This is a genomic window from uncultured Winogradskyella sp., assembly GCF_947498005.1.
Taxonomy (GTDB): Bacteria; Bacteroidota; Bacteroidia; order Flavobacteriales; family Flavobacteriaceae; genus Winogradskyella.
Genome location: NZ_CANMIW010000003.1, coordinates 263,758 through 283,889, shown reverse-complemented (window position 1 = coordinate 283,889; position 20,132 = coordinate 263,758). Strand labels below are relative to the sequence as shown.

Annotated in this window: 16 protein-coding genes; all 16 read right to left on the bottom strand. The window is 29.2% G+C overall.

Annotated elements, in window-relative coordinates; translation table 11 throughout:
- Window positions 1-58: 58 nt before the first annotated feature.
- Window positions 59-1,057: a peptidoglycan bridge formation glycyltransferase FemA/FemB family protein gene (locus Q0891_RS07045; RefSeq protein WP_299100160.1), complete on the bottom strand. Its 999-nt coding sequence runs from the start codon at window positions 1,055-1,057 to the stop codon at window positions 59-61.
- A gap of 27 nt (window positions 1,058-1,084) precedes the next feature.
- The gene (locus tag Q0891_RS07040; RefSeq protein ID WP_299100158.1) at window positions 1,085-1,711 is read right to left on the bottom strand and encodes a sugar transferase; all 627 of its coding nucleotides are present in this window, start codon (window positions 1,709-1,711) and stop codon (window positions 1,085-1,087) included.
- 6 nt (window positions 1,712-1,717) lie between these two features.
- A complete protein-coding gene (locus tag Q0891_RS07035) occupies window positions 1,718-2,854 on the bottom strand; it encodes a glycosyltransferase family 4 protein (RefSeq protein WP_299100156.1) in 1,137 nt (378 codons plus the stop codon).
- 6 nt (window positions 2,855-2,860) lie between these two features.
- Entirely contained in the window at window positions 2,861-4,765 is a 1,905-nt protein-coding gene (gene asnB, locus Q0891_RS07030; protein WP_299100154.1) for an asparagine synthase (glutamine-hydrolyzing), read from the bottom strand.
- Window positions 4,766-4,791: 26 nt separating this feature from the next.
- The gene (locus Q0891_RS07025) at window positions 4,792-5,937 is read right to left on the bottom strand and encodes a glycosyltransferase (protein WP_299100152.1); all 1,146 of its coding nucleotides are present in this window, start codon (window positions 5,935-5,937) and stop codon (window positions 4,792-4,794) included.
- Window positions 5,938-5,944: 7 nt separating this feature from the next.
- Window positions 5,945-7,018, bottom strand: coding sequence for a glycosyltransferase (locus tag Q0891_RS07020; RefSeq protein ID WP_299100150.1), 1,074 nt, complete (start codon window positions 7,016-7,018; stop codon window positions 5,945-5,947).
- A 15-nt stretch (window positions 7,019-7,033) separates the two neighbouring features.
- Window positions 7,034-7,951: a hypothetical protein gene (locus tag Q0891_RS07015; RefSeq protein ID WP_299100148.1), complete on the bottom strand. Its 918-nt coding sequence runs from the start codon at window positions 7,949-7,951 to the stop codon at window positions 7,034-7,036.
- Between the two features lie 3 nt (window positions 7,952-7,954).
- The gene (locus Q0891_RS07010) at window positions 7,955-9,388 is read right to left on the bottom strand and encodes an MBOAT family O-acyltransferase (RefSeq protein ID WP_299100146.1); all 1,434 of its coding nucleotides are present in this window, start codon (window positions 9,386-9,388) and stop codon (window positions 7,955-7,957) included.
- Window positions 9,389-9,427: 39 nt separating this feature from the next.
- On the bottom strand, window positions 9,428-10,393 hold the full coding sequence (locus tag Q0891_RS07005; protein WP_299100144.1) for a hypothetical protein: 966 nt from the start codon (window positions 10,391-10,393) through the stop codon (window positions 9,428-9,430).
- A 6-nt stretch (window positions 10,394-10,399) separates the two neighbouring features.
- Window positions 10,400-11,848 (bottom strand): MBOAT family O-acyltransferase, encoded by a 1,449-nt coding sequence (locus tag Q0891_RS07000; protein WP_299100142.1) that lies wholly within the window; start codon window positions 11,846-11,848, stop codon window positions 10,400-10,402.
- 6 nt (window positions 11,849-11,854) lie between these two features.
- The gene (locus Q0891_RS06995; RefSeq protein ID WP_299100140.1) at window positions 11,855-12,088 is read right to left on the bottom strand and encodes an acyl carrier protein; all 234 of its coding nucleotides are present in this window, start codon (window positions 12,086-12,088) and stop codon (window positions 11,855-11,857) included.
- Entirely contained in the window at window positions 12,081-13,817 is a 1,737-nt protein-coding gene (locus tag Q0891_RS06990) for an HAD family hydrolase (protein WP_299100138.1), read from the bottom strand. Before Q0891_RS06990 ends, Q0891_RS06995 begins: the two co-directional genes overlap by 8 nt.
- 504 nt (window positions 13,818-14,321) lie before the next feature.
- A complete protein-coding gene (locus tag Q0891_RS06985) occupies window positions 14,322-15,518 on the bottom strand; it encodes a hypothetical protein (protein ID WP_299100136.1) in 1,197 nt (398 codons plus the stop codon).
- 2 nt (window positions 15,519-15,520) lie between these two features.
- Window positions 15,521-16,585: a glycosyltransferase family 4 protein gene (locus Q0891_RS06980; protein ID WP_299100134.1), complete on the bottom strand. Its 1,065-nt coding sequence runs from the start codon at window positions 16,583-16,585 to the stop codon at window positions 15,521-15,523.
- A complete protein-coding gene (murJ, locus tag Q0891_RS06975) occupies window positions 16,585-17,877 on the bottom strand; it encodes a murein biosynthesis integral membrane protein MurJ (RefSeq protein WP_299100131.1) in 1,293 nt (430 codons plus the stop codon). The genes Q0891_RS06980 and murJ overlap by 1 nt, the downstream gene beginning before the upstream one ends.
- A gap of 305 nt (window positions 17,878-18,182) precedes the next feature.
- Window positions 18,183-19,799, bottom strand: a complete 1,617-nt coding sequence (locus Q0891_RS06970) for a hypothetical protein (protein WP_299100129.1) — start codon at window positions 19,797-19,799, stop codon at window positions 18,183-18,185.
- Between the last annotated feature and the right edge of the window lie 333 nt (window positions 19,800-20,132).

Here is a 20,132-nt window from a genome sequence, read left to right as displayed (position 1 = left end):
ATCTTTGTGTTTTATTCCTAATTTCTTTAATTAAATCGAATTGAATTTTAATGACTATTTAAGATCTATATTTAGGAAAGAAATCTGAATCTGGTTTTCCTTGAGACAATTCATCATAAACCTTTTGGTTCACTATATATTTCCAAACTTTAAATGTTCTGAAATCTTTTGAAAACGAAGCCTTAAATTCAAATAATGAATCTTGTTCACTGCCTAAACCACCACCAAGATTAAAGACTTTGTATCCTTGTTCAGTGGCCTGCAAGCGCATTTCATCTAAGAATAATTTTGAAGGTTTTAATCTTAAATGCTCTGTACGTGTACCAGATAAATGGTATTGAACAATGTTTTTAGTTTTTACAAACATAGAGCCAGCAATGAATTCGCCTGTTTCTAAATGCTTTACTAATAAAATATCTGTATCAAAATCTTTGATATCCATGAAGTTAAGAAAGTATTCTTTACTAAAGAAATAACTTTCTTTAGCTTCGAGACGTTTCATGTTTTCGTAATAAATATCTACAAATTCTAAAATCTCTTCTTTAGATTCTGCTTTAACAACTTCGCATTGTTTTCTTAATTTATTAACTTGATTTTTATTAGACTTTCCATAGGCCATGCGCGATTGCTCAACTGGTAATGAGATATCTATATTTACTACTTCACCTAAACTAATTGTATCACCTAAGTTTTCTATTATTTTTTCTTGCTTTAAATAAGGGTGAAGTCTACTAAAAACAGAAACTATATTTTTGGACTCAAGATAGGTGTTGAATGCTGTTTTAAAACCTTCAAAATTCGAAGAATTAATGTCAATGTTAGAAATTGGACCAGCGTAACCATATACGGAAGTTAGATCGAAATACTCAGTATTAGGTATTGGTCTTAATAACATTGGTAAGGCTACTATAAACTTTGCGTCGGTATAAGTTAATAATATTGGTGTTTCATTCTTGTTTTTAGAAATATTATGATAGTCATAAGTATGATAAAAATCGTAATTTTCAATTTGTTCTAAAATAGTATTCCACTCGTTCTTTTCTGTAATTTCCCTCATTATTATTAACTTATTCTAAAATTAATATTAGTTGTCTTGTGCTGGTTTTGTACCTGTAAACATTGGCATATCTAAGGTTTCAGAGCTATTTATATCACTTTTCTTAATTACTTTATAGAATGTTTGCCATAAAATTTTTAAATCAAAAACAAATGACTGGTTGTCTACATAATAAACATCGTATTCAAATTTTTCTTCCCAAGAAATGGTATTTCTACCATTAATTTGCGCCCAACCTGTAATACCTGGCATTACCTCATGTCTTCTATTTTGTTCTTTATTATAATGTTGTAAATATTCTGGTAAAAGTGGGCGAGGACCTATTAAACTCATATCTCCTTTTAGAATATTAATGAGCTGTGGTATTTCATCTAAAGAATATTTTCTACAAATATCTCCTGTTTTTGTAACACGCTCTAATGCTGGTAATAATTCACCTTTTGCATCAGTTTTATCAGTCATTGTTTTAAGCTTAATAATTGTGAAAATATTGCCATGTTTACCAGTTCTTCTCTGATAAAAGAATGGTTTTCCATTGTTTGAAATACTTAATATTATAATTAATATTAGAAAGATTGGAGAAATTAAAATTAAACCAATTAATGCTGCAGTAAAATCTAATAAACGTTTTATAAAGTTTCTATAAAGTTTCATAATTAATTACATTTTAAGCTCTCGCTTTATTAGTGTGATTAAATCATTGTTTATGATATTCACATCAAAGCGTTCTTCAGCATATTTTCTACTATTTATTCCCATTTCCTTAATTTTTTCAGGATTGGTAATAAAGAATTCCATGGGCTCAATTAGAGCTTTTAAACTTTGCGGCTCTATTAAAAAACCGTTAATACCTTCTTTTACAGATTCTCTACAACCTACTGAATCGGTTGTGATTATTGGATTACCACAAGCACAGGCTTCTAAAGTTGTTCTTGGTAAACCTTCTCGGTAATAGCTTGGTAATACAAAAATATCTCTAGCATTTAAATGTTCGGGAATGTTAGTTTGTGGTCCATGAAAAACAATAATTTCGTTCTTATGAAGATCATTAATCTCATCTAAACTAATAGCAGAAGGGGACGTTTCGGGCACACCAATTAAGTGAAATTCAGCCTTAGGGTATTTTGCTTTTAAAATCTTAGCAGCTTCCATATATAAGGCAATACCCTTTTCTTTTATTAATCTTGCAACTAATAAGAAACTGACTTTATCTGTGGCATTCTTTTCTTTAAAGGAGAATTGATCGAGATTAACACCAGAACCACTAACGAAATCTACAGTTTGATTTTTTGAAATTACTTTTCTATCTACAAACAATTGGTGGTCATCCTTATTCTGAAATACAATAACTTTATTTTTTCTTATCGATAGCTTATATAATGTTTCATTAAATCGTTGTAAAATTCTTGCTTTTGTTGATAAACCAGTAAAGGTGTATCCAAGTCCTGTGATTAATGATATCACAGGGATTTTACACATATTAGCAGCCATAGAGCCATAAATTACAGGCTTTACAGTATATGGGAAAACTAAATCTATCTTGTTGTCTTTCATTAAAGACTTTAACTCTAATATTGACTTAAAATCTTTAAAAGGATTTAATCCTGTTCTTTGTAACTTAAATTCTAGAGGTGTAGCTCCTAAGTTCGAAATTTTTTCTTTAAACTCATTTGAATAATCTGGTGCAGCAGTAAAAACCTCAAAACCAGTATCAACTAAACTTTTGATAAAATCGCCTCTAAACCTAATGAGAGAACCATCTAATGATGCTATAAGTAATATTCTTTTTTTCTCCATTATGATTTACTTTTGCTTTAAATAATTGAACTTATACCATTTCTGGAAACAGTAATAAGACCAAACTCTAAACGTACTATCTTTTTTACTATCTAAATGGTCTTGAACTAATTTAGTAATCACGTCCACATTAAAAATACCTTGAGATTTTAATAGTTCTGGCTCAATGTAGCTTTCAATTTCTTTTCTAAGACTTTGTCTTAACCAGTCGCCAGTAGGTGAACCAAAACCTCTTTTACTTTTTTCTAAAAATTCATCAGGGAATTGATCTTTAAAGGCTTCCTTTAATATATGCTTTTTATTCCAGCCTTTCATTAGGTAGTCTTCTGGCAAAGTGTTAGTAAATTCCCATAATTCTTTATTTAAAAATGGTGCTCTACATTCTAAAGAAGTCATCATACTAGTTCTGTCTACTTTAGCAAGCATTCCGCCTTCTAAGCTTAAAATTTTATCTACAGATCTAAAATCAGTTAAAGATTCAATCTTTTGTTTTCCTAAAACGTCTTTGTATTCTTTAAAAATGTTAGAATCATAAAAATCTGGAGACATAATTTCTGCAAGCTGATTACTTGTGTTTGCTAAAGAAATAATATCCCAATAAAAATCGCCATCGTAGTTAATGGCATTCAACATTTTATTAATTTGAAATTTCTTACCACGCGTATCATCCTTATTAATAAGGTATTTGTTACTTAATTTAGAAACTGTTTTATGAAGGCCTTTTGGCATTAAACCAGTATACCTTTTATTCATTTTACCAACGTAATATTTGTTATATCCACCAAATACTTCATCACCACCATCTCCTGTTAAGGCAACAGTAACGTGTTCTCTTGTTTTTTCTGATAATAAGTGTGTTGGTAATGCAGCTGTGTCTGAAAATGGCTCATCAAAATTAACTAAAATCTCATGTATGTTATTTTTAAGGTCATCCTCATCAATGATAAATTCATGATGATTACCATTAACCATATCTGCTACAACTCTAGATTTGTCTGTTTCATCATAAGATGCTTTTTTAAAGCCAATGGAGAATGTATCTATTTTTCTATCTGTGGACTGAGCTAAACAAAGTGAAATTATTGAAGAATCTACGCCACCAGATAAAAACGTACCTAAACCTACATCTGCAATTGATCTACTATCGACACTTTTATATACTAAATCTTTAGTTTTAGCTTTTGCGTCTTCAAAAGAAATATTAGACTCAACTGGCTTAGGCTCTGCATTAATTTTATGAATTGTTGTTTTGTGAGACGCCAAGTCATACTCTATATAATGATTTGCTTCTAACTTATAAATATTATCATAAATAGTGTGAGGTGCAGGTATATAGGTTAATCTAAAATATAGATTCAATCCTTTTTTTGATATTTCAGGAGTAAAATCTATGGTGTTAATAATAGATTTTAATTCTGATGCCCAAATAAACTCTTTATCAGTATGTGTGTAGTACAAAGGTTTTTCTCCAAAGAAATCTCGTGCGATAAATAGTTTGTTTATGTTTTTATCGTAAATACTAAATCCATACATACCATCAAGCTCCTTAAAAGCATCAACACCGTATTTTTCGTAGGCTTTTAGTATAACTTCAGTATCACTTGATGTGTTAAACGTAACACCTTCAGCCAACAATTTAGCTTTGATAATTTTGTAGTTATAAATTTCTCCATTAAAAACAATAACGATTTGTTTATCGTCTGAAAAAATTGGTTGCTTACCTGAAGATAAATCAATAATAGATAATCTTCGCATTCCCATACCAACAGTAAACTGATCATTTTCTTCAGAAAATAAGCCATCTTGATCTGGTCCTCTATGTATGATTAAATCATTCATAGCATTAAGAACAGATAGAATTTCTTCCTTGTTTCTATTGGTTTTTGTTATAATACCGTTTATTCCACACATACTTCAATTCGTTTTATCTAATTAGCCTAGGTTGTGCTATTTACTAGATCTATATATTTTTTTAAAATGCTGTCTTTTTCAAAATCTTTTATTCGATGTTTACTGTTTTTTCTACAGCTGTCAGCATAAGTTTTATTGTCTACAAAATGGTTAATTCCTTTAGCCATTAAGTCTGTATTTTTAATTGGAACTAAAATTCCATAATCTGTAATCATTATATCATCTAAGACCGTTTCTAGTTCCATAATTTCACTAGGACCAGACTGGCAATTTGTGGTTAGAATAGGTAAACCACAAGCCATAGCTTCTAATAATACATTTGGAAAACCTTCATGGTTTGATCCAAATATAAATAAATCAGCAGTTTTAAGGTATTGATAAGGATTTGTATTAAAGCCCATTAAGAAAACTTGATCCTTTACATCTAGCTCATCAATAAGTAGTTCAAATTCTTCTTTTAAATCTCCAACGCCAAAAATATATAATCGCAATATAGGATTTTGCAACTTGTGCACAGCTCTAATAAGCATCTCGTGATTTTTACCTATATCTAAACGACCGAGTGTTATAATATTGAATTTTTCTGAATCAAAGAATGTTGTATTAGGTTCAGCATCTTTAATTTTACTTAAATCTATTGGGTTGTGAATTACCTTCATTTTTTCTGAAGGCACTTCAAAATTATCTACTAAATCACCTGCATTTCCATACGAATTAGATATTACTAAATCAGACTTTTTATAAAGTGCTTTAATCAATGTTTTATTAAACGAGGATTGAAATCCTTTGTAACTATATTGTAGGCTAGGGAAGGCCCTTTCGTTTGTAATCACTTTAAAATTATGGCTTGTTAATTTACTAGCAATAACGTTTATAAATGAAGGTCTTGTCAGAAAACTTAAGCTATGCGTTAATTGTAATTTCTTTACTAGTTTAGCGTATTTATAAGCTAGTAACGGAATCTTTAAAGCTTTTTTTATACCGCTTTCATTTCCTTCTGATGTTTCTAAATAATGAATTTTGGTGTTTTCTGGAATGTTATAAGTTATAGTTGTATTCATCAAAATTAAATGAACATCTATATCGTTATTTACACAATACGTTACTAAGTAAGATACCACGCGTTCTGCGCCTCCTCCAGATAATGAATATATTAATATACCTAGTTTCATTGTAGTGTTACTTTTTTAATATATTGGTAAATAATGCTTCGTATTGTTGAAGAATTACTTCTTTATTAAATTTTTTATAAACCGATTCTCTAACGATTTCAGGATTCCAATTCTCAGTAAGCTTAAGTTTCTCTAGATATTCGTCTTCAGTTTCTACCAAATAACCATTAACGTTATTCTCTACAATTTCTTTAGTGCCACCTGGTGCTTTAAATGCTATAACAGGCGTACCAACAACACAACTTTCTAATAATGCGTTAGGAAACCCTTCTACAAAAGAGCCTTGTAAAAATAAATCGTGTTGCGCGATGTAGTCATTTACTTGGTTAGTGAAAGGAACATGTTCAATGTGTTTAAAAATGTTTAAATCTTTTGCTTTTTGAAAAATTTCATCTTTTAAACCACCATTACCTACAATGGTATATTTAAAGGGTTGCTTATATTTAGAAAGAATATCTAATAATCTTAAATGGCCTTTTACTTCAGTTAATCTTCCGACAGTAATAAATTTTCGGACGTCAGTAAACGGTTGAGTGGGTTTTACCTTAGGTAAATTTGAAATAGGATTATTGATAACGTGAATATGGCTTTTTGGGATATTGAAATTAGTGATCATATCCTCAGCCATATCTTCAGATTGACATATAATGGCATCTAAATTTTTAAATCCATTAGGTAATAATCGAAGAGGCGACCATTGTCTTGCTTTTTTTTCATTACTTCTCTTACTTAAAACAGTAGCTTCTCTACCTATAAATTTCGTTTTTCTAAAAAATGGAGAAAGCATTGACATGGCTGTATTCACATGAGAAATAGAACTAACAACAACTTGTGGTTTGTGTTTTCTAATTGTACCAACTATAGACGGTAATGCAGTAAGAATTCTTGGTTTGTTAAGGTAAACGACATCAACATTACTTACATCGTAAGCCGAATCTTTTTCAAAACCGGCAACAACAAGTAATGGCTGAAATTTGTTTTTATCAATACTTTGAGAGACAAAGGAAATAACACGTTCTGCTCCACCAGCACTTAGCGATGGCAGAATAAACATTATTTTTATTTTAGATTGACTCTTCATTTCTTAAATTCAATATTAACTTTTTGATAACGCATTTGCTATTTGTTTGGCCACTTGTTCGTGTCCATAACAGGTCCAATGTCTATCATAATCAAATGTCCATGATTTATTATCTTTGCTAGAATCTAAAGTAATTATATTGATACCAGCTTGTTTGCATAGTTCAATTATTTCAGTATTAGTCTTAGGATGAAAAACAAATGTTTTGTTACTAACATTATAGTTTTCAATAATGTATTCTATTAATTGGCTTACTTCGGCTTTAGACTTTAATCCAGATTTATTTTCAACTTTTTTAATAGCTGGTTCTTCTTTGACGTCAGAAGTACTGTTTAATGGAAATCGAGTATAGAAATAATATAACAATTTCCAGTTGTATAATATCTTTTTAAAAACAGGAGCTTTCATTTCTCCGTAAACAATAGTATTACTTTTAAGATTTAATTGTGTTATGTCTTGCATAGGTTTAACTTCAACAATGCTTTCATAAAAATCGTTGTCATTAACATATACTAAAGTTTTTACAGGCTTTAAAGAGTCTAGGTTTTTGCTTATTTCCATAGCCTCAATTAAAGAGACACCAGAACGGCCAGCTTCCATAAAATTATAAGATTCTAAATTCTGTTTTAAAAATACAGACTGATGACATTCATTAGGATTCATAAAGTTTTCTATAAACGAATCTCCAATCACCATAATTAGATTATCGTAACTTTGAGGTAATTCGCCTGGCCAACCCAATTTATTAATGTCCCATTTATGGTCTCCACCTTTCCAATAACCGTCTTGATTAGGATAATACTTTTGTATTCCATGCTCATCAATAGTACGTTGAGGAATATCTGACATGGTATGTGTCATTCTAACGACAATTTCTCCAACTATTAAAGCTAGAAGAAAAAATACTAATATATTTTTTAAGAATTTCTTCATGATTTAAAATTGAAAGTATATAAATTGTTGTTCTTCACCTGTAAAAGCAAACATTAATACTATTAGTAGAATATAAAATGCCCAACGTAATGGTTTTTTTAGAAAATCTACTTTAGCAATAGCATATTCATTAGATCTGCCAAGCCATTCCACGGCTATAAAAAAGAGTACTAAACTTAGTATCGTTGCCGGAAATATTTGAACCCAAGAAAATAATGACGTATTAAAAGTATGATGAAGATATGATACAGCGTGAGAAACATTGTCTGCTCTAAAAAATACCCAAGCAATTAAGGTTATAAAAAAGGTAACTCCCATTTGCCAAAACTCTCTTAAGCTTGGAAAATACTTCCCTTCTGCAACTAAGTTTGTATTGACTCTATTTTTATTAGTAAGTAATAAAGGTAAAAAGTATATAGCATTTAAAGCTCCCCAAATTACAAAGGTCCAATTAGCACCATGCCAAAAACCACTGACAATAAAAATTATAAATGTATTACGTATTTTCATAGATAAGCCACCTCGACTTCCACCTAATGGAATGTATAAGTAGTCTCTAAACCATGTTGATAATGAGATATGCCATCTTCTCCAAAACTCAGCTATATCTCTAGAGAAATATGGAAATGCAAAGTTTCGCTTTAATTCAAAACCAAATAACCTTGAAATACCAATGGCAATATCAGAATATCCTGAGAAGTCACCATAAATTTGGAATGCAAAGAAAAAGGCACCAAGTAGGAGTGTGCTACCATTATATTCTGTATGGTTATTAAAAATAATATTAGCATATTTTGCACAGTTATCAGCAATAACTATTTTCTTGAATAATCCCCAAAGTACTTGTCTAAGACCATCTACCGCGTTTCTATAATCAAACTTTCGCTCTATAGAAAATTGAGGTAATAAATTAGTTGCTCTTTCAATAGGACCTGCAACTAACTGCGGAAAAAAACTAACAAATGCCATAAAACCAACAAAATCTTTAGTTGGTTCTAGCTTTTTATTGTAAACATCTATAGTATAACTTAGAGTTTGAAACGTGTAGAAACTTATACCTACAGGTAATATAATATTTAGTGTATTGATACTTAAATCTGAACCAAAAAACGTGAAAGAATTCACCAAGCTGTCTACAAAAAAATTGTAATATTTAAAGAAACCTAAGAATCCTAAATTAACACATATACTAATCCATAGTAAAATTTTTCTAGTAGATGGTTTGTCTTTTTTTCCTAACGCAATACCTATTGAGTAATCCACTAAAGAACTAAAAAGGATTAGCGAAAGAAATCTCCAATCCCACCACCCGTAAAATACGTAACTGGCAGCTGCAACAACAATATTTTGAAGTTTTATATTTTTACCACCAATAAGCCAGTATAGCCCAAATACAATTGGTAGAAATACAAAAAATTCTATCGAGTTAAAAAACATATGAGTTGTCGGTTGGGTTAAATTTAGATTTTTCTTTTTTTATTTACTTTCTTCTATTGCTTCAGAAAGTTGTAAACTGGCTTTTTTAGCACCACGATAATTTGGGTGGTGATAATCTGAAAAGTCAAAATCTTCGTATTGATATTTTTTCTTTTTATAGGTGTTTAAATCAAAGAATGGAATACTTAACGATTGCATATATTCAGTAAAAAAATCTGCTTCATCATCAACAGTATTTAATGCTAATCTTGATGGAGGATATGGTGTACGTAAAGTAATTAACATTATATCATTCTCTTCAGACAATGTTTTTATTTTATTGAAGAACAGTTCAAAACGATCCTTATTAAAAGTAGTATTCTGATAGTTTGATATCGGTGTTAATTTTTTTAGTCCTTTATTGGTAATTGTTGTAGTATCATGTAGAAAGCCTTTATACCAAACCGACTTTTTTTCAATTTCGTTATTACTTGAAAATAAACCGTTAATATCTTGTTTTAGATAATTTTTAAATTTAATAACAGGCACAGCATAATTAATAATACCAGATGCTCCATAACCTTTAGTCACAAGGTCGTATTTAATGTCATTTGTTTTAAAAAAGGATGCATTAGAAAATATTTGATAATAATCATGTGTGTCATCTGAGCTTGGAAAAAATAAATCTAAGACTACATATTTTGGCTTTTGATATTTTAAAATTTCTTTCAATGTATAGTAACTTTCTGCTATGTCTTGTGCAGAAGTACCCATGTTATACGATTGTAAGTTGAGATTTGTATCTAAAACCTTGGGGTCAAATGCAGTATAAGCTCTACTAGCACCAATAACAACCAAATCGTAAGTGTTTTGATTATTATGAATATCACTCCATTTTAAATAATTCTTATGAGTTTTATTTTCAATAGCTTCATTAGAATCCTTCTCATATATGTGATTAATAATTCCGTTTATTACTATAAACAGAATTAGAAATAAGCTTAGTTTTTTTAAGAAATTTTTCATTTTATATTAAAATTGAAAATATATAAACTGTTGTTGTTCTCCACTAAATATTAAGATCAATAACACTAAAGAGATATAAATAATCCATCGAAGATATACAGGTACTCTTGTGTCTTCATTAAACTGAAGTCCGTGTTCTTTTCCTCTTTGAAACCATTCTGCTGTCATTAATATTATTATAAATAAGATGCTTTTATAAGGTACTCCAGATGGCCAACTAGGAAGCTCTGTAAATATTATTTTTATATATCCAAGCGCATCTGCAACAGATGCCGCTCTAAAAAAGATATAAGTAAGACATACCATCAAAAATGTTAAAATCATTTTAGGTACATCACTAATTACAAACTCTTGTTTTTTAGATCCGCCTTTATTAGTAGAAATACTTGTAAATCGTTTTTTAGAAAAAATAACTGGTATATAATACAAACCATGTAATCCTCCCCAAATTATAAAAGTCCAACCTGCGCCATGCCATAAACCAGAGATTAAAAAGGTTAAGAACAATGCAGCGAAGATGCCTTGTTTTTTATAGTTTCTAAAGTTAATAGCTAATGGCGTGAACACATAATCATTTAACCAGCTAGATAAAGAAATATGCCAACGTTTCCAAAACTCTGAAATGTTTCGAGAAAAATAGGGAAAGTTGAAATTTCGTTTAAAATCGAACCCAAATAATCTTGCCGTACCAATGGCTATATCAGTATAACCACTAAAATCGGCATAGATTTGAAAAGCGAATACTATAACTCCTAATATTAATGTTCCACTAGACTGCGCGCTATAATCAGCGAAAATGTCATTTACATAAGGTGCACAATTATCTGCGATTATTACTTTTTTAAATAAACCCCAAAGCATTTGTCTAAGACCGTCTATGGCAAGCTTATTGTCAAACTTTCTACGTTTTAAAAATTGCGGAAGTAGGTTAGAGGCTCTCTCAATAGGACCAGCGACAAGTTGCGGAAAAAATGCAACGAATGTGGCAAACGCAACGAAGTTTTTAGTTGGTACTAACTTTCTTTTGTGAATATCTAATGAGTAAGACATTGTTTGAAACGTGTAGAACGAAATACCAACAGGTAATATAATGTTTAAAGAAAACGGATCCATTTTAACTCCAATTGAATTGAAAGCAGTAATCCATGAATCTACAAAGAAATTAAAATACTTAAAAAACCCAAGTAGTCCTAAATTAAAACCCATTGACAACCATAGCCAATATTTCCTTTTCTTTGGTTCTTCAGTATTATGTATTTTAAGACCTACAAAGTAATCGAGAATTGTACTTAGCATTATAAGTGATAGAAACCTAACGTCCCACCAACCATAAAACACATAACTAGCTACTAGTAAAAGTACATTCTGAATACTCAATTTTTTGTTTAATACAAACCAGTATAAAGCAAAAACTATAGGTAAAAAGATAAAAAATTCAAATGAATTAAATAACATGCGATTTTATTTTTGAGCTTCTACCGATTGTATCATTTCACCGACATTTTGCCATTGTAAAATTTCAGAACTACTAAATTTAATTTTAAAATGTTTTTCAATTTCAACAACCAAATAAATATGGTTAATAGAATCCCATTCTTCAATGTCATGAGCTGTTGTTTCATTTGTTAAAACAATGTCATCATTTTCTAAGACGTCTCTAAAAAGGGTTTCAAATTCTGCTATATAATTACTCATTTTCTATATAATTTTTATGTGATTTATAATTTGTTGTATTTAAAAGATATTTATTTTCTTCTGTATCGTTTTCAAAAGTTAGTTTAGTCAATAAATCTTCAACTAACTTGTTTTTCGGTGTAGGTAAATATTCACCATTAATGATGTTAATTCCTTTGTCTTTAACATCATTTACTATTTTATTAAGTGCAAAATATTCTACATCACGTTTTAATACTCTACAACTCATTATCCAAGTATCTATAAAGTATGAGTTGTCGTTTTTCTTTTCGAGTATAATTACAGAAATTAATCCGTAATCACCAAACTTATCTTTAAGCTTAACGGCGTAAGTTAGATGATTTTCAGAATTCATAAATTCTGTAATATCCTTTTCAGTATAACGCTGTGTTCTAAGATTAAACTGATTAGAACGCTGTGTTAATTGTGCTATTCTAGAAACATCATCATTATTAAATGGACTTATATTACCTTCCATTTCTAAAGATTTTAGATAATCATCCATATTTGTTACCGAAGAAATTAATTTTTTTCGCTTAGCTTCTTGCTGGTATTGAGATGTTCTATCTTTATCGTTGGCAGAATAAGATACAGTTTCAAATAAATTTAAACTTTCTATATATGGAATGTAATATGCAGGATCTTTTGGTAATTCTGGCACAGTTACTCCAGGTAAACTTTGTCTAACAATCTCTCGTTCTGCAGGATTGTCATCTAAAAAAACCATGGAATCAAAACCTATATTTAATACCTCTTGAATATATCTAATATTATCAGCTTTGTTTTTCCAATTAGCTACAAATATTGAAATATCGTCAAGCCTTAACACCATTTCGTTGTGTTTTTCAAATGGTTCTTTTGCAACACTTTCTGTATTCTTAGAGCATATTGCTAAAATGACACCTCTTTCTTTTAAAAGTTTAGCCCATTTTTGAAGTTTAGTAAACGCTTTACCTATACCTAAAGAACCAACTTGAATGTTTTCTAAACCATCGTCTCCAATAATTCCTCCCCAAGTTGTATTATCTAAGTCTAGAATTAAACATTTTTTGAAATGTCCTTTAAAGGCATTAAAAAATTGCGCTAAATAATGACTAAATTTGGCGAATGTATCAATAGAATAATGTAAGTCTGAATTTATTAACGCTGTCCAATCTCTATATTCTTCAATACCTTTTAAGTATTTATTGATATCAAATACGTAAAAATCTGGCTCGTTTCTAGAAAATTCAATCATTGAATTATTTAGTTGCCATAAATTGTTATAAAAGCTATGTGGAATTTTTGAAAATAGATTTCCATAAACTTCATCATCTAATAGTTCATAAGAGAAATATACTATTTTAGCATCAGATCCATTTGCTCTAATATTTGATACCCTATTTTGAATAATATTTTGTTCTGATGCATGAAATTCAGATTGACTTTCAGTATCTTTTATAGAGTAAAATTTATCTTTTAGTTTTAAGACAGATTCAAAAACTACAATGATTTCTGGATTGAATTTATATAAGTCAGAATCTCCATCTATTAAAGTTATATCTATTTGGTCATAATCAGACTCAAACATTGATGGATTAAAACCAGCTACTTTTAATTGATTTTCTAAAGCCTTAACAAAAAAGTTTGTGGTATGATTTCCTAATACTGCAACTTTAATTTCAGTAGTATTACCAGTAGTGTTTTTTGCTGTTTTTTGAAGCTCTCTAAAGCTAAAAATCGGATTCATTTTATTCATTTTAAATAGTAAAAATTTTAAATTATGGCATAACCAAAACTTAGATCAATTTAATAAACCGCTAATATAAATAATGAGGGATTAAACAAGCTTGATTTTTAGGACTAAGTGCTTGATTCTTAATAAAAGGCTTGTTTGTGTAGGGATAATAATGGTTTCTTATATCAAAATTGTTAAATATAACAAGACATAAGGCCAAGACAGGAAATAGAAATAATAAAACTTCTAGTAGATTAAATAGCATGTTCGGTTAAATTTGGGTCGTCATTATGAATATTCATAATTTCGAGCTGTAAATATGTTATTTTAAAGTCGAATAATCAAATTTATTCTGTGAATTGACATTTTAGCACCTTAAAAGGTCTTATTAATAACAATTGAATATGTTATAATGTCCGCTTAAATCCTTTATTAAGTGACAATTAAGTGTCGTGTTTTAAAATTTATTATCAAAATTAAATCCTATTTAAATATGTAAATTTTAGATGTAAATTGCTATTCTGTATTGTAATCTTTTCCAAAGTCAACTAAATAACCTAGATATATAAATAGTGCCATTAGATAAGGTTGATTAATAACACTTTGAAGACTTAACATAAATACACACATAACAAATAACAGAGGTAACACAAAATACCTGATATCTGGTGGACTTCTCAATGCGCCTAAAAAGTACCTACCTAACATAAAAAGGAAAAAAACGAGTGTAAAAATTCCGGCATCTGCCCAAACTCCAACAATAGTATTATGTGCATGTCTTGAAATAGCAAAGTCTACACCATTTCCAATAAATGGATTTACAAAAACATAGTCGTTTATTAAGCTCATTACAAGTTCATTTCTTCCTGAGTCATCAACCTCACCTGTATTGAAAGTAACTATATTTACGATATTGTTTATTTTGTCTCGCTGTTGACCAACCAAGTTTAAATCTGCAGTTAAGGTATTAAGATTGGCCAATGCCAAATAAACAAAAGGTAGCATAGATATACCTGCTATCAACCTTACACCTGTAAAGAATTTGTGATTTAGCATCACTAAACAAATAATAAATACCATAAACCCTGTATTAGAAAATGTTAACAGTAGACCATACGTTGTTATGGCAAGAATTAGTAGTTTAAAAATCTTAAAAAACTTTTTCTGCGGTTGATACATCTTAAAGACTAAAACAAAGGTAATTATAGCAGCTAATGCTGTGTTATTTGCATCGGCATATACACCACCAGAACGGTCCATTTTATAAATATAAATACCACCACGATCTAGATCAAAATTGATATTAAATAAATGAATACTTAAAATTCCTGATGTGACAAATGCTATAATGGCAACCTTAATAAAGACTTTTCTATTTTCAGTATGACTTAAATAAACATAAAAAGCCAAAACATACACAAATGGAATTATACTAATTAAAATGTTTGCAGGATTGAAGTGTATGGCACTGGCTAATGTTGCAAATAGATAATACAACAAATAAAATATAATCCAAAGCCTAGCAGTTTTAGATAAAGGACCTTTGTTTTTTAAAGTCAATGCAATACCTAGAAACAATAGACCTAAATTACCATAAGCAATAATTTGGGCTAAAACATTAGAAACTAAACGGGTTACAAAAACTTGTAAATTAAAAGTAGTTAGTATAAAAGGTACTAAAAAACAAATATGAGTAATAAGTTTAGTTTTCATGTTTACAGAATACTTTCAAAAATATCTAAATACTTATTATAAATCACATCTATTTTAAAATTATCTAAAGAATTTATTCCATTTGCTGCTAGCTCTTTTCTTTGTTCAGGATTATTTATTAACTGATCTAGTCCATTACTCATAGCATCAAAGTTTTGATCCTCAATTAGAATACCATTTTTTGAGTCTGTAATTATATCTGATGGACCTGTTTTACAATCAAAAGAAATACATGCCATGCCTTGAGACATAGCTTCTAATAATACCATAGGTAGTCCTTCAAAACGAGATGTCATGATATAAATCTCTGATTCGCTCATAAGTTTAGCTACCTCAGTAGAATAGCCTTCAAATATTACTTGATCAGCGATATTGTGCTTCTCTACCAAATTAGTTATAAAGGACATTCCTTCATCGCCACCGCCAACTAATTTTAATTTCCAGTCAGAATGTTTTTTTAAAACAGGAGCAATAATTGGTATTAAATTATCAAAACCTTTATGGTGATACCTATTAAGATCTCCTACAGCTAGAATTAATTTTTTTCTATTCCTTTCGGTTTCTTTAAACACAGAAAATGTGCTTGGGTTGGGCATGATATGAACATTAACATTTTTGCTTTTATAGAATTTTTTATCAAATCCTGTTAAAACAGTTAGAGCATCAGTATACTTGTAAGCTTGATTTCGGGTAAAGTTTCCAATGGAATTAATCTCTTTTAAATGATTATTGTGTTCTGCAGAGACCACTTTAATACCGTATAACTTACCTATAATAATGCCTATAAGATTTGTTTGAGTCATGAAAGGAATAAGCACATCTGGTCTATTTTTTTTCTTAAAATACAAACTTGCTAAATTCTTAGTACTGCGCACCATGTGGTTTTTAATTTTACCACCATGTAATCGTATACGCTTTACATTTTTATTTGCTGAGAAAACTTCGGGTTCATTGAATGTAATAATCGTTACATCTTGCCCTTGTTCTTCAAAATAATTGGCTAGCAATATTAAAACACGTTCTGCGCCACCAGCAACTAGTGAATTAACTAAAAAATGTACTTTCATTACCTAATTAATTTATATTGTTTGTATGTATAACTGAAATAAAATATACTACCTAATATCAATACTATTGTTGTACTCATAACCAACCCAAAAACATCATAGTATTTTATAAGAATAAAGTTTAGTATTACATTCAGAATTAAATTCGCTAATGAAATCCAAGCCATGAATTGGTTTTTGTTTATACTAGTTAGAAACTTAACCATGATTAATGTACATATGTTAAAAGGTACACTAATAAGTAATATTTGCTGAATTCCAGACACCTTTAAGGTGTGCTTATGTGTGAATTTTCCTCTTTCTAACCAAAGTTCTACGATCCAATCGGACATAAAGACACCTACGATCACAAGAAAAACACCAATTCCTAACACTAGTTTCAAAGCTTTGAAAAGTTGATGATATGCCGATTTTAAATCCTCATTTACCAGTCTAGAAAAATGGGGCAGAAGTACACTGCCTAAAGCCATAATAACGATGGTTACTCCAAACGCAGGTAATCTGTTACCGTAATTAATTGCAGCTAGTGAACCAATGACAAGCTGACCAACAAAAAATTGATCAATATAATTATTCATAGCAGTTAAAAAACTTGAGGAAATTTTTGGTGGTAACTGCTTAATCATTAACCTTGAATTATCATTTAAAACGGGTTTTTTTAATTCAAAATCATTATATCTTATGGAGAAAAATAATAAATAACTAAAACCGATAATACTACCTGCAAAAGTTCCATAAGCCAAAACCATGTGGCCAAATTGATCCTTTAAGAAAATTAAAAAGAAAATCATTGTGAGTAGCGGAAATAACTCAGCCAGTGTAGAAATTAAAAAACGATTAGAAACTTCTAACAGCCCTGAAAGGACCGAGGAAATTCCCCAGAAAAACAAGCATGGTAAAACAAAATATAATTGATCTTTAATAAGAGGTAAATAAGTTTCAGGAAATTCTGAATAGACTAAATTTAAAAAGAGATCTGTTCCAAAATAAGCGATAATGCAAGAAAATAAAGAAACTCCTATAGTTATGAGTATAACAAGTGCCTGAAAACTACCTTTATTACCATTATTCTTTAATTCTGTTATATAATTAGGTATAAATAAATTTTTTATAGAATTTATAAAAACACTTTGAATAAATGTAGGAACTAGAACAGCTACTGAAAAAGTATCTATTATTTCTCCTAATCCAAAACTACCCGCAATAATGGTTTCTTTATAAACAGCAATAACTTTTATAACCAAACCAATAACAGCAACAATAATCATACTTCGAATAAGTGGATTACTCATCGATGTATTGATCTTTTGCTTAATATTTTTTAGTTTAAAAACTGACATAATAGACTATTAATTTATCAGTCTAGATATATTTAGTTAATAACGTTAGTCTAATCGGTTGATATAAAGTAATATAAAATGGAAGGGTTATCGCAAAACAACATTTTAAAATACTAGTAAGAATTAGATTTGGGTTAATCATTATTAGTCGCAAATATGAAAAAAAATAATCATTAAATGTCTTTTTATTATATCAACGTCATACTTTTAAGGACAAACACCATTTATCGTTAATTTTATTTACTTAATTGCTGATTTTAAAGGCGAAACCTTTTAATTTTAATATCACTAATATAAAGTTGATCTGCAGAATTGAATGAATGTGTACTATTTACTGATTTATCCCAATTAGGTTCTATAGCATGTATTAATTTCTCTTTAAATTTAGTTTTACTTAATTCCGTTATTTCAGAAATATTTAAACCGTAACCATAATGATGAGAACAATTTTGAGAAGGTCTGTATAGTTTGTTATTGCTGCTAAAAATTTTACCTGCAGGTCTGGCACTTTTTACATCTGACACTATTGGATTTAAGGGATGGGCTTCCCATTGATCTGCAAATAAAGATTTTGAAGAAAATAAGTTAAGTTCCACATGTTTCGATCCTCCTTTGTGATTTTTCATATTTGTGAAAAGCCAATAGGTGTCGCCTTCTTTGTGCAGCGTAGTGTCTACTGCCACAACATTATTCATAATGAGTCTTTCAAATTCCCACTTTAATGGGAATTCTGTAGCCTTGTATAGTTGAATATCATTATTGCCACTAGTTTCAGGAATCATGTAATACGTTCCATTTTCTTCAAAAACAAAGGGATAAGATAGATGATAGTCTTTTACAAGTATAGTTTCTGGTTTTGTGTAATTTCCATTATCATCAATTTCCATAACAGATAAATGACCAAGCTTATTTTTATAAATTAACTCTTCAATAAACAAATAAGTTTTATCATTATGTTTTATTAAGAAAGGATCAGCCCAAAAACGATCCTTTGGAGGTAATATTGTTTTGTAGTTCTTTAAATTAAATGGGTCTTCCTTTTTTTTATTGTTTAAAAAAATTAAAGCCCATTGATTAAAATAGAATTTATTCTTTATGGAGTGATAGAATTTCTTTCCATATAAATTCAATATAAAAAATAATGTTTTTAAGTTTGAAGGAGCTTTAAAAGATGGATTAATGTCTTTTTCAGGATATATATTAGAGTTTGATTTTACTTTCTCAATAAATAGTTCTTCGTTAAATGCTAAAAGTTTTATGTTGTTTTCTACTAACGGCATCGTTTGCCACAAAATATCATTTATGTTTCTTTTATAACTAAGACCATCTGTACAAGCGAAAGTTTTATCAATAGTTACAGGAAGCTCCATACCCTTTTTTATAAATCTCAATACACCTGCGTTCTCTGGATTTTTATTCAATAACTCCCATATCCCATATGGTCTTAAATTTACTTTTTCAAGATCACAATGATTTAGAAACCACATGCCATATTTACTCTTGTTAACGAAATCGTATTTAAGATCTAACTCCGTAAGATTAAGGATAATATCAATGTTGCTCTCATTAAGTTCATTAAGATTATTGTCTCCTGAAAGAGAGTAGGTTGGTGTATTTTTTAAGGATTCCTTGTTATACGATTTTGAAAGGGCATAAGGAGCAGGATTAAAAAGCTTATTATCTAGTCTTAAATAAGATTTGTAAAAGAATGGAAGATTATGATATAAATATTTTAAATCTTTAAATTCATCTTCAAAATTAAGATCTAAAACTATCTCAGAAAAATCAGAATTAATCAGGTTTTGTATCAAACTTTCTTGCCATGCAAAAGTGTAAGATGAATACGTTATAAGAGCAACTCGTAATTTTCTCATGCTATTTTAAAAAATAAGAGATTAAAAGTTCAAAAAAACAAATTTTAATATTAATAAACCAACTTTATTGAAATTATAAAGTGGTGTTCTATCAAAGTATACTGAAATATTATGCATTCTTATGACAATTTATAAGAAATCGTTCATGTTTGTTAATAACTCTGTATAACTATAATTAATGTATTGTAAATACCTTATTTAGCTTTTTATTTTTGTAAAAAAATCCGATAAAGTGTTAAAGTTTAATATAGTATAATCCAAAAGTATTTTGTAATCGTATATAATTAAACAAAAAATTCCACTTTAGTTCTGTATGTTTTTCCCTACTTAAAC

Coding starts and splice junctions, on each gene's coding strand:
- Q0891_RS06980 (WP_299100134.1), bottom strand. CDS start 16,585: ATGAAAGTACATTTTTTAGTTAATTCACTAGTTGCTGGTGGCGCAGAA.
- Q0891_RS07005 (WP_299100144.1), bottom strand. CDS start 10,393: ATGAAAAATTTCTTAAAAAAACTAAGCTTATTTCTAATTCTGTTTATA.
- Q0891_RS07010 (WP_299100146.1), bottom strand. CDS start 9,388: ATGTTTTTTAACTCGATAGAATTTTTTGTATTTCTACCAATTGTATTT.
- Q0891_RS06970 (WP_299100129.1), bottom strand. CDS start 19,799: ATGAGAAAATTACGAGTTGCTCTTATAACGTATTCATCTTACACTTTT.
- murJ (WP_299100131.1), bottom strand. CDS start 17,877: ATGAGTAATCCACTTATTCGAAGTATGATTATTGTTGCTGTTATTGGT.
- Q0891_RS06995 (WP_299100140.1), bottom strand. CDS start 12,088: ATGAGTAATTATATAGCAGAATTTGAAACCCTTTTTAGAGACGTCTTA.
- Q0891_RS07025 (WP_299100152.1), bottom strand. CDS start 5,937: ATGAAACTAGGTATATTAATATATTCATTATCTGGAGGAGGCGCAGAA.
- Q0891_RS07015 (WP_299100148.1), bottom strand. CDS start 7,951: ATGAAGAAATTCTTAAAAAATATATTAGTATTTTTTCTTCTAGCTTTA.
- Q0891_RS07045 (WP_299100160.1), bottom strand. CDS start 1,057: ATGAGGGAAATTACAGAAAAGAACGAGTGGAATACTATTTTAGAACAA.
- Q0891_RS07020 (WP_299100150.1), bottom strand. CDS start 7,018: ATGAAGAGTCAATCTAAAATAAAAATAATGTTTATTCTGCCATCGCTA.
- Q0891_RS07035 (WP_299100156.1), bottom strand. CDS start 2,854: ATGGAGAAAAAAAGAATATTACTTATAGCATCATTAGATGGTTCTCTC.
- Q0891_RS07000 (WP_299100142.1), bottom strand. CDS start 11,848: ATGTTATTTAATTCATTTGAATTTTTTATCTTTTTACCTATAGTTTTT.
- asnB (WP_299100154.1), bottom strand. CDS start 4,765: ATGTGTGGAATAAACGGTATTATAACAAAAACCAATAGAAACAAGGAA.
- Q0891_RS06985 (WP_299100136.1), bottom strand. CDS start 15,518: ATGAAAACTAAACTTATTACTCATATTTGTTTTTTAGTACCTTTTATA.
- Q0891_RS07040 (WP_299100158.1), bottom strand. CDS start 1,711: ATGAAACTTTATAGAAACTTTATAAAACGTTTATTAGATTTTACTGCA.
- Q0891_RS06990 (WP_299100138.1), bottom strand. CDS start 13,817: ATGAATCCGATTTTTAGCTTTAGAGAGCTTCAAAAAACAGCAAAAAAC.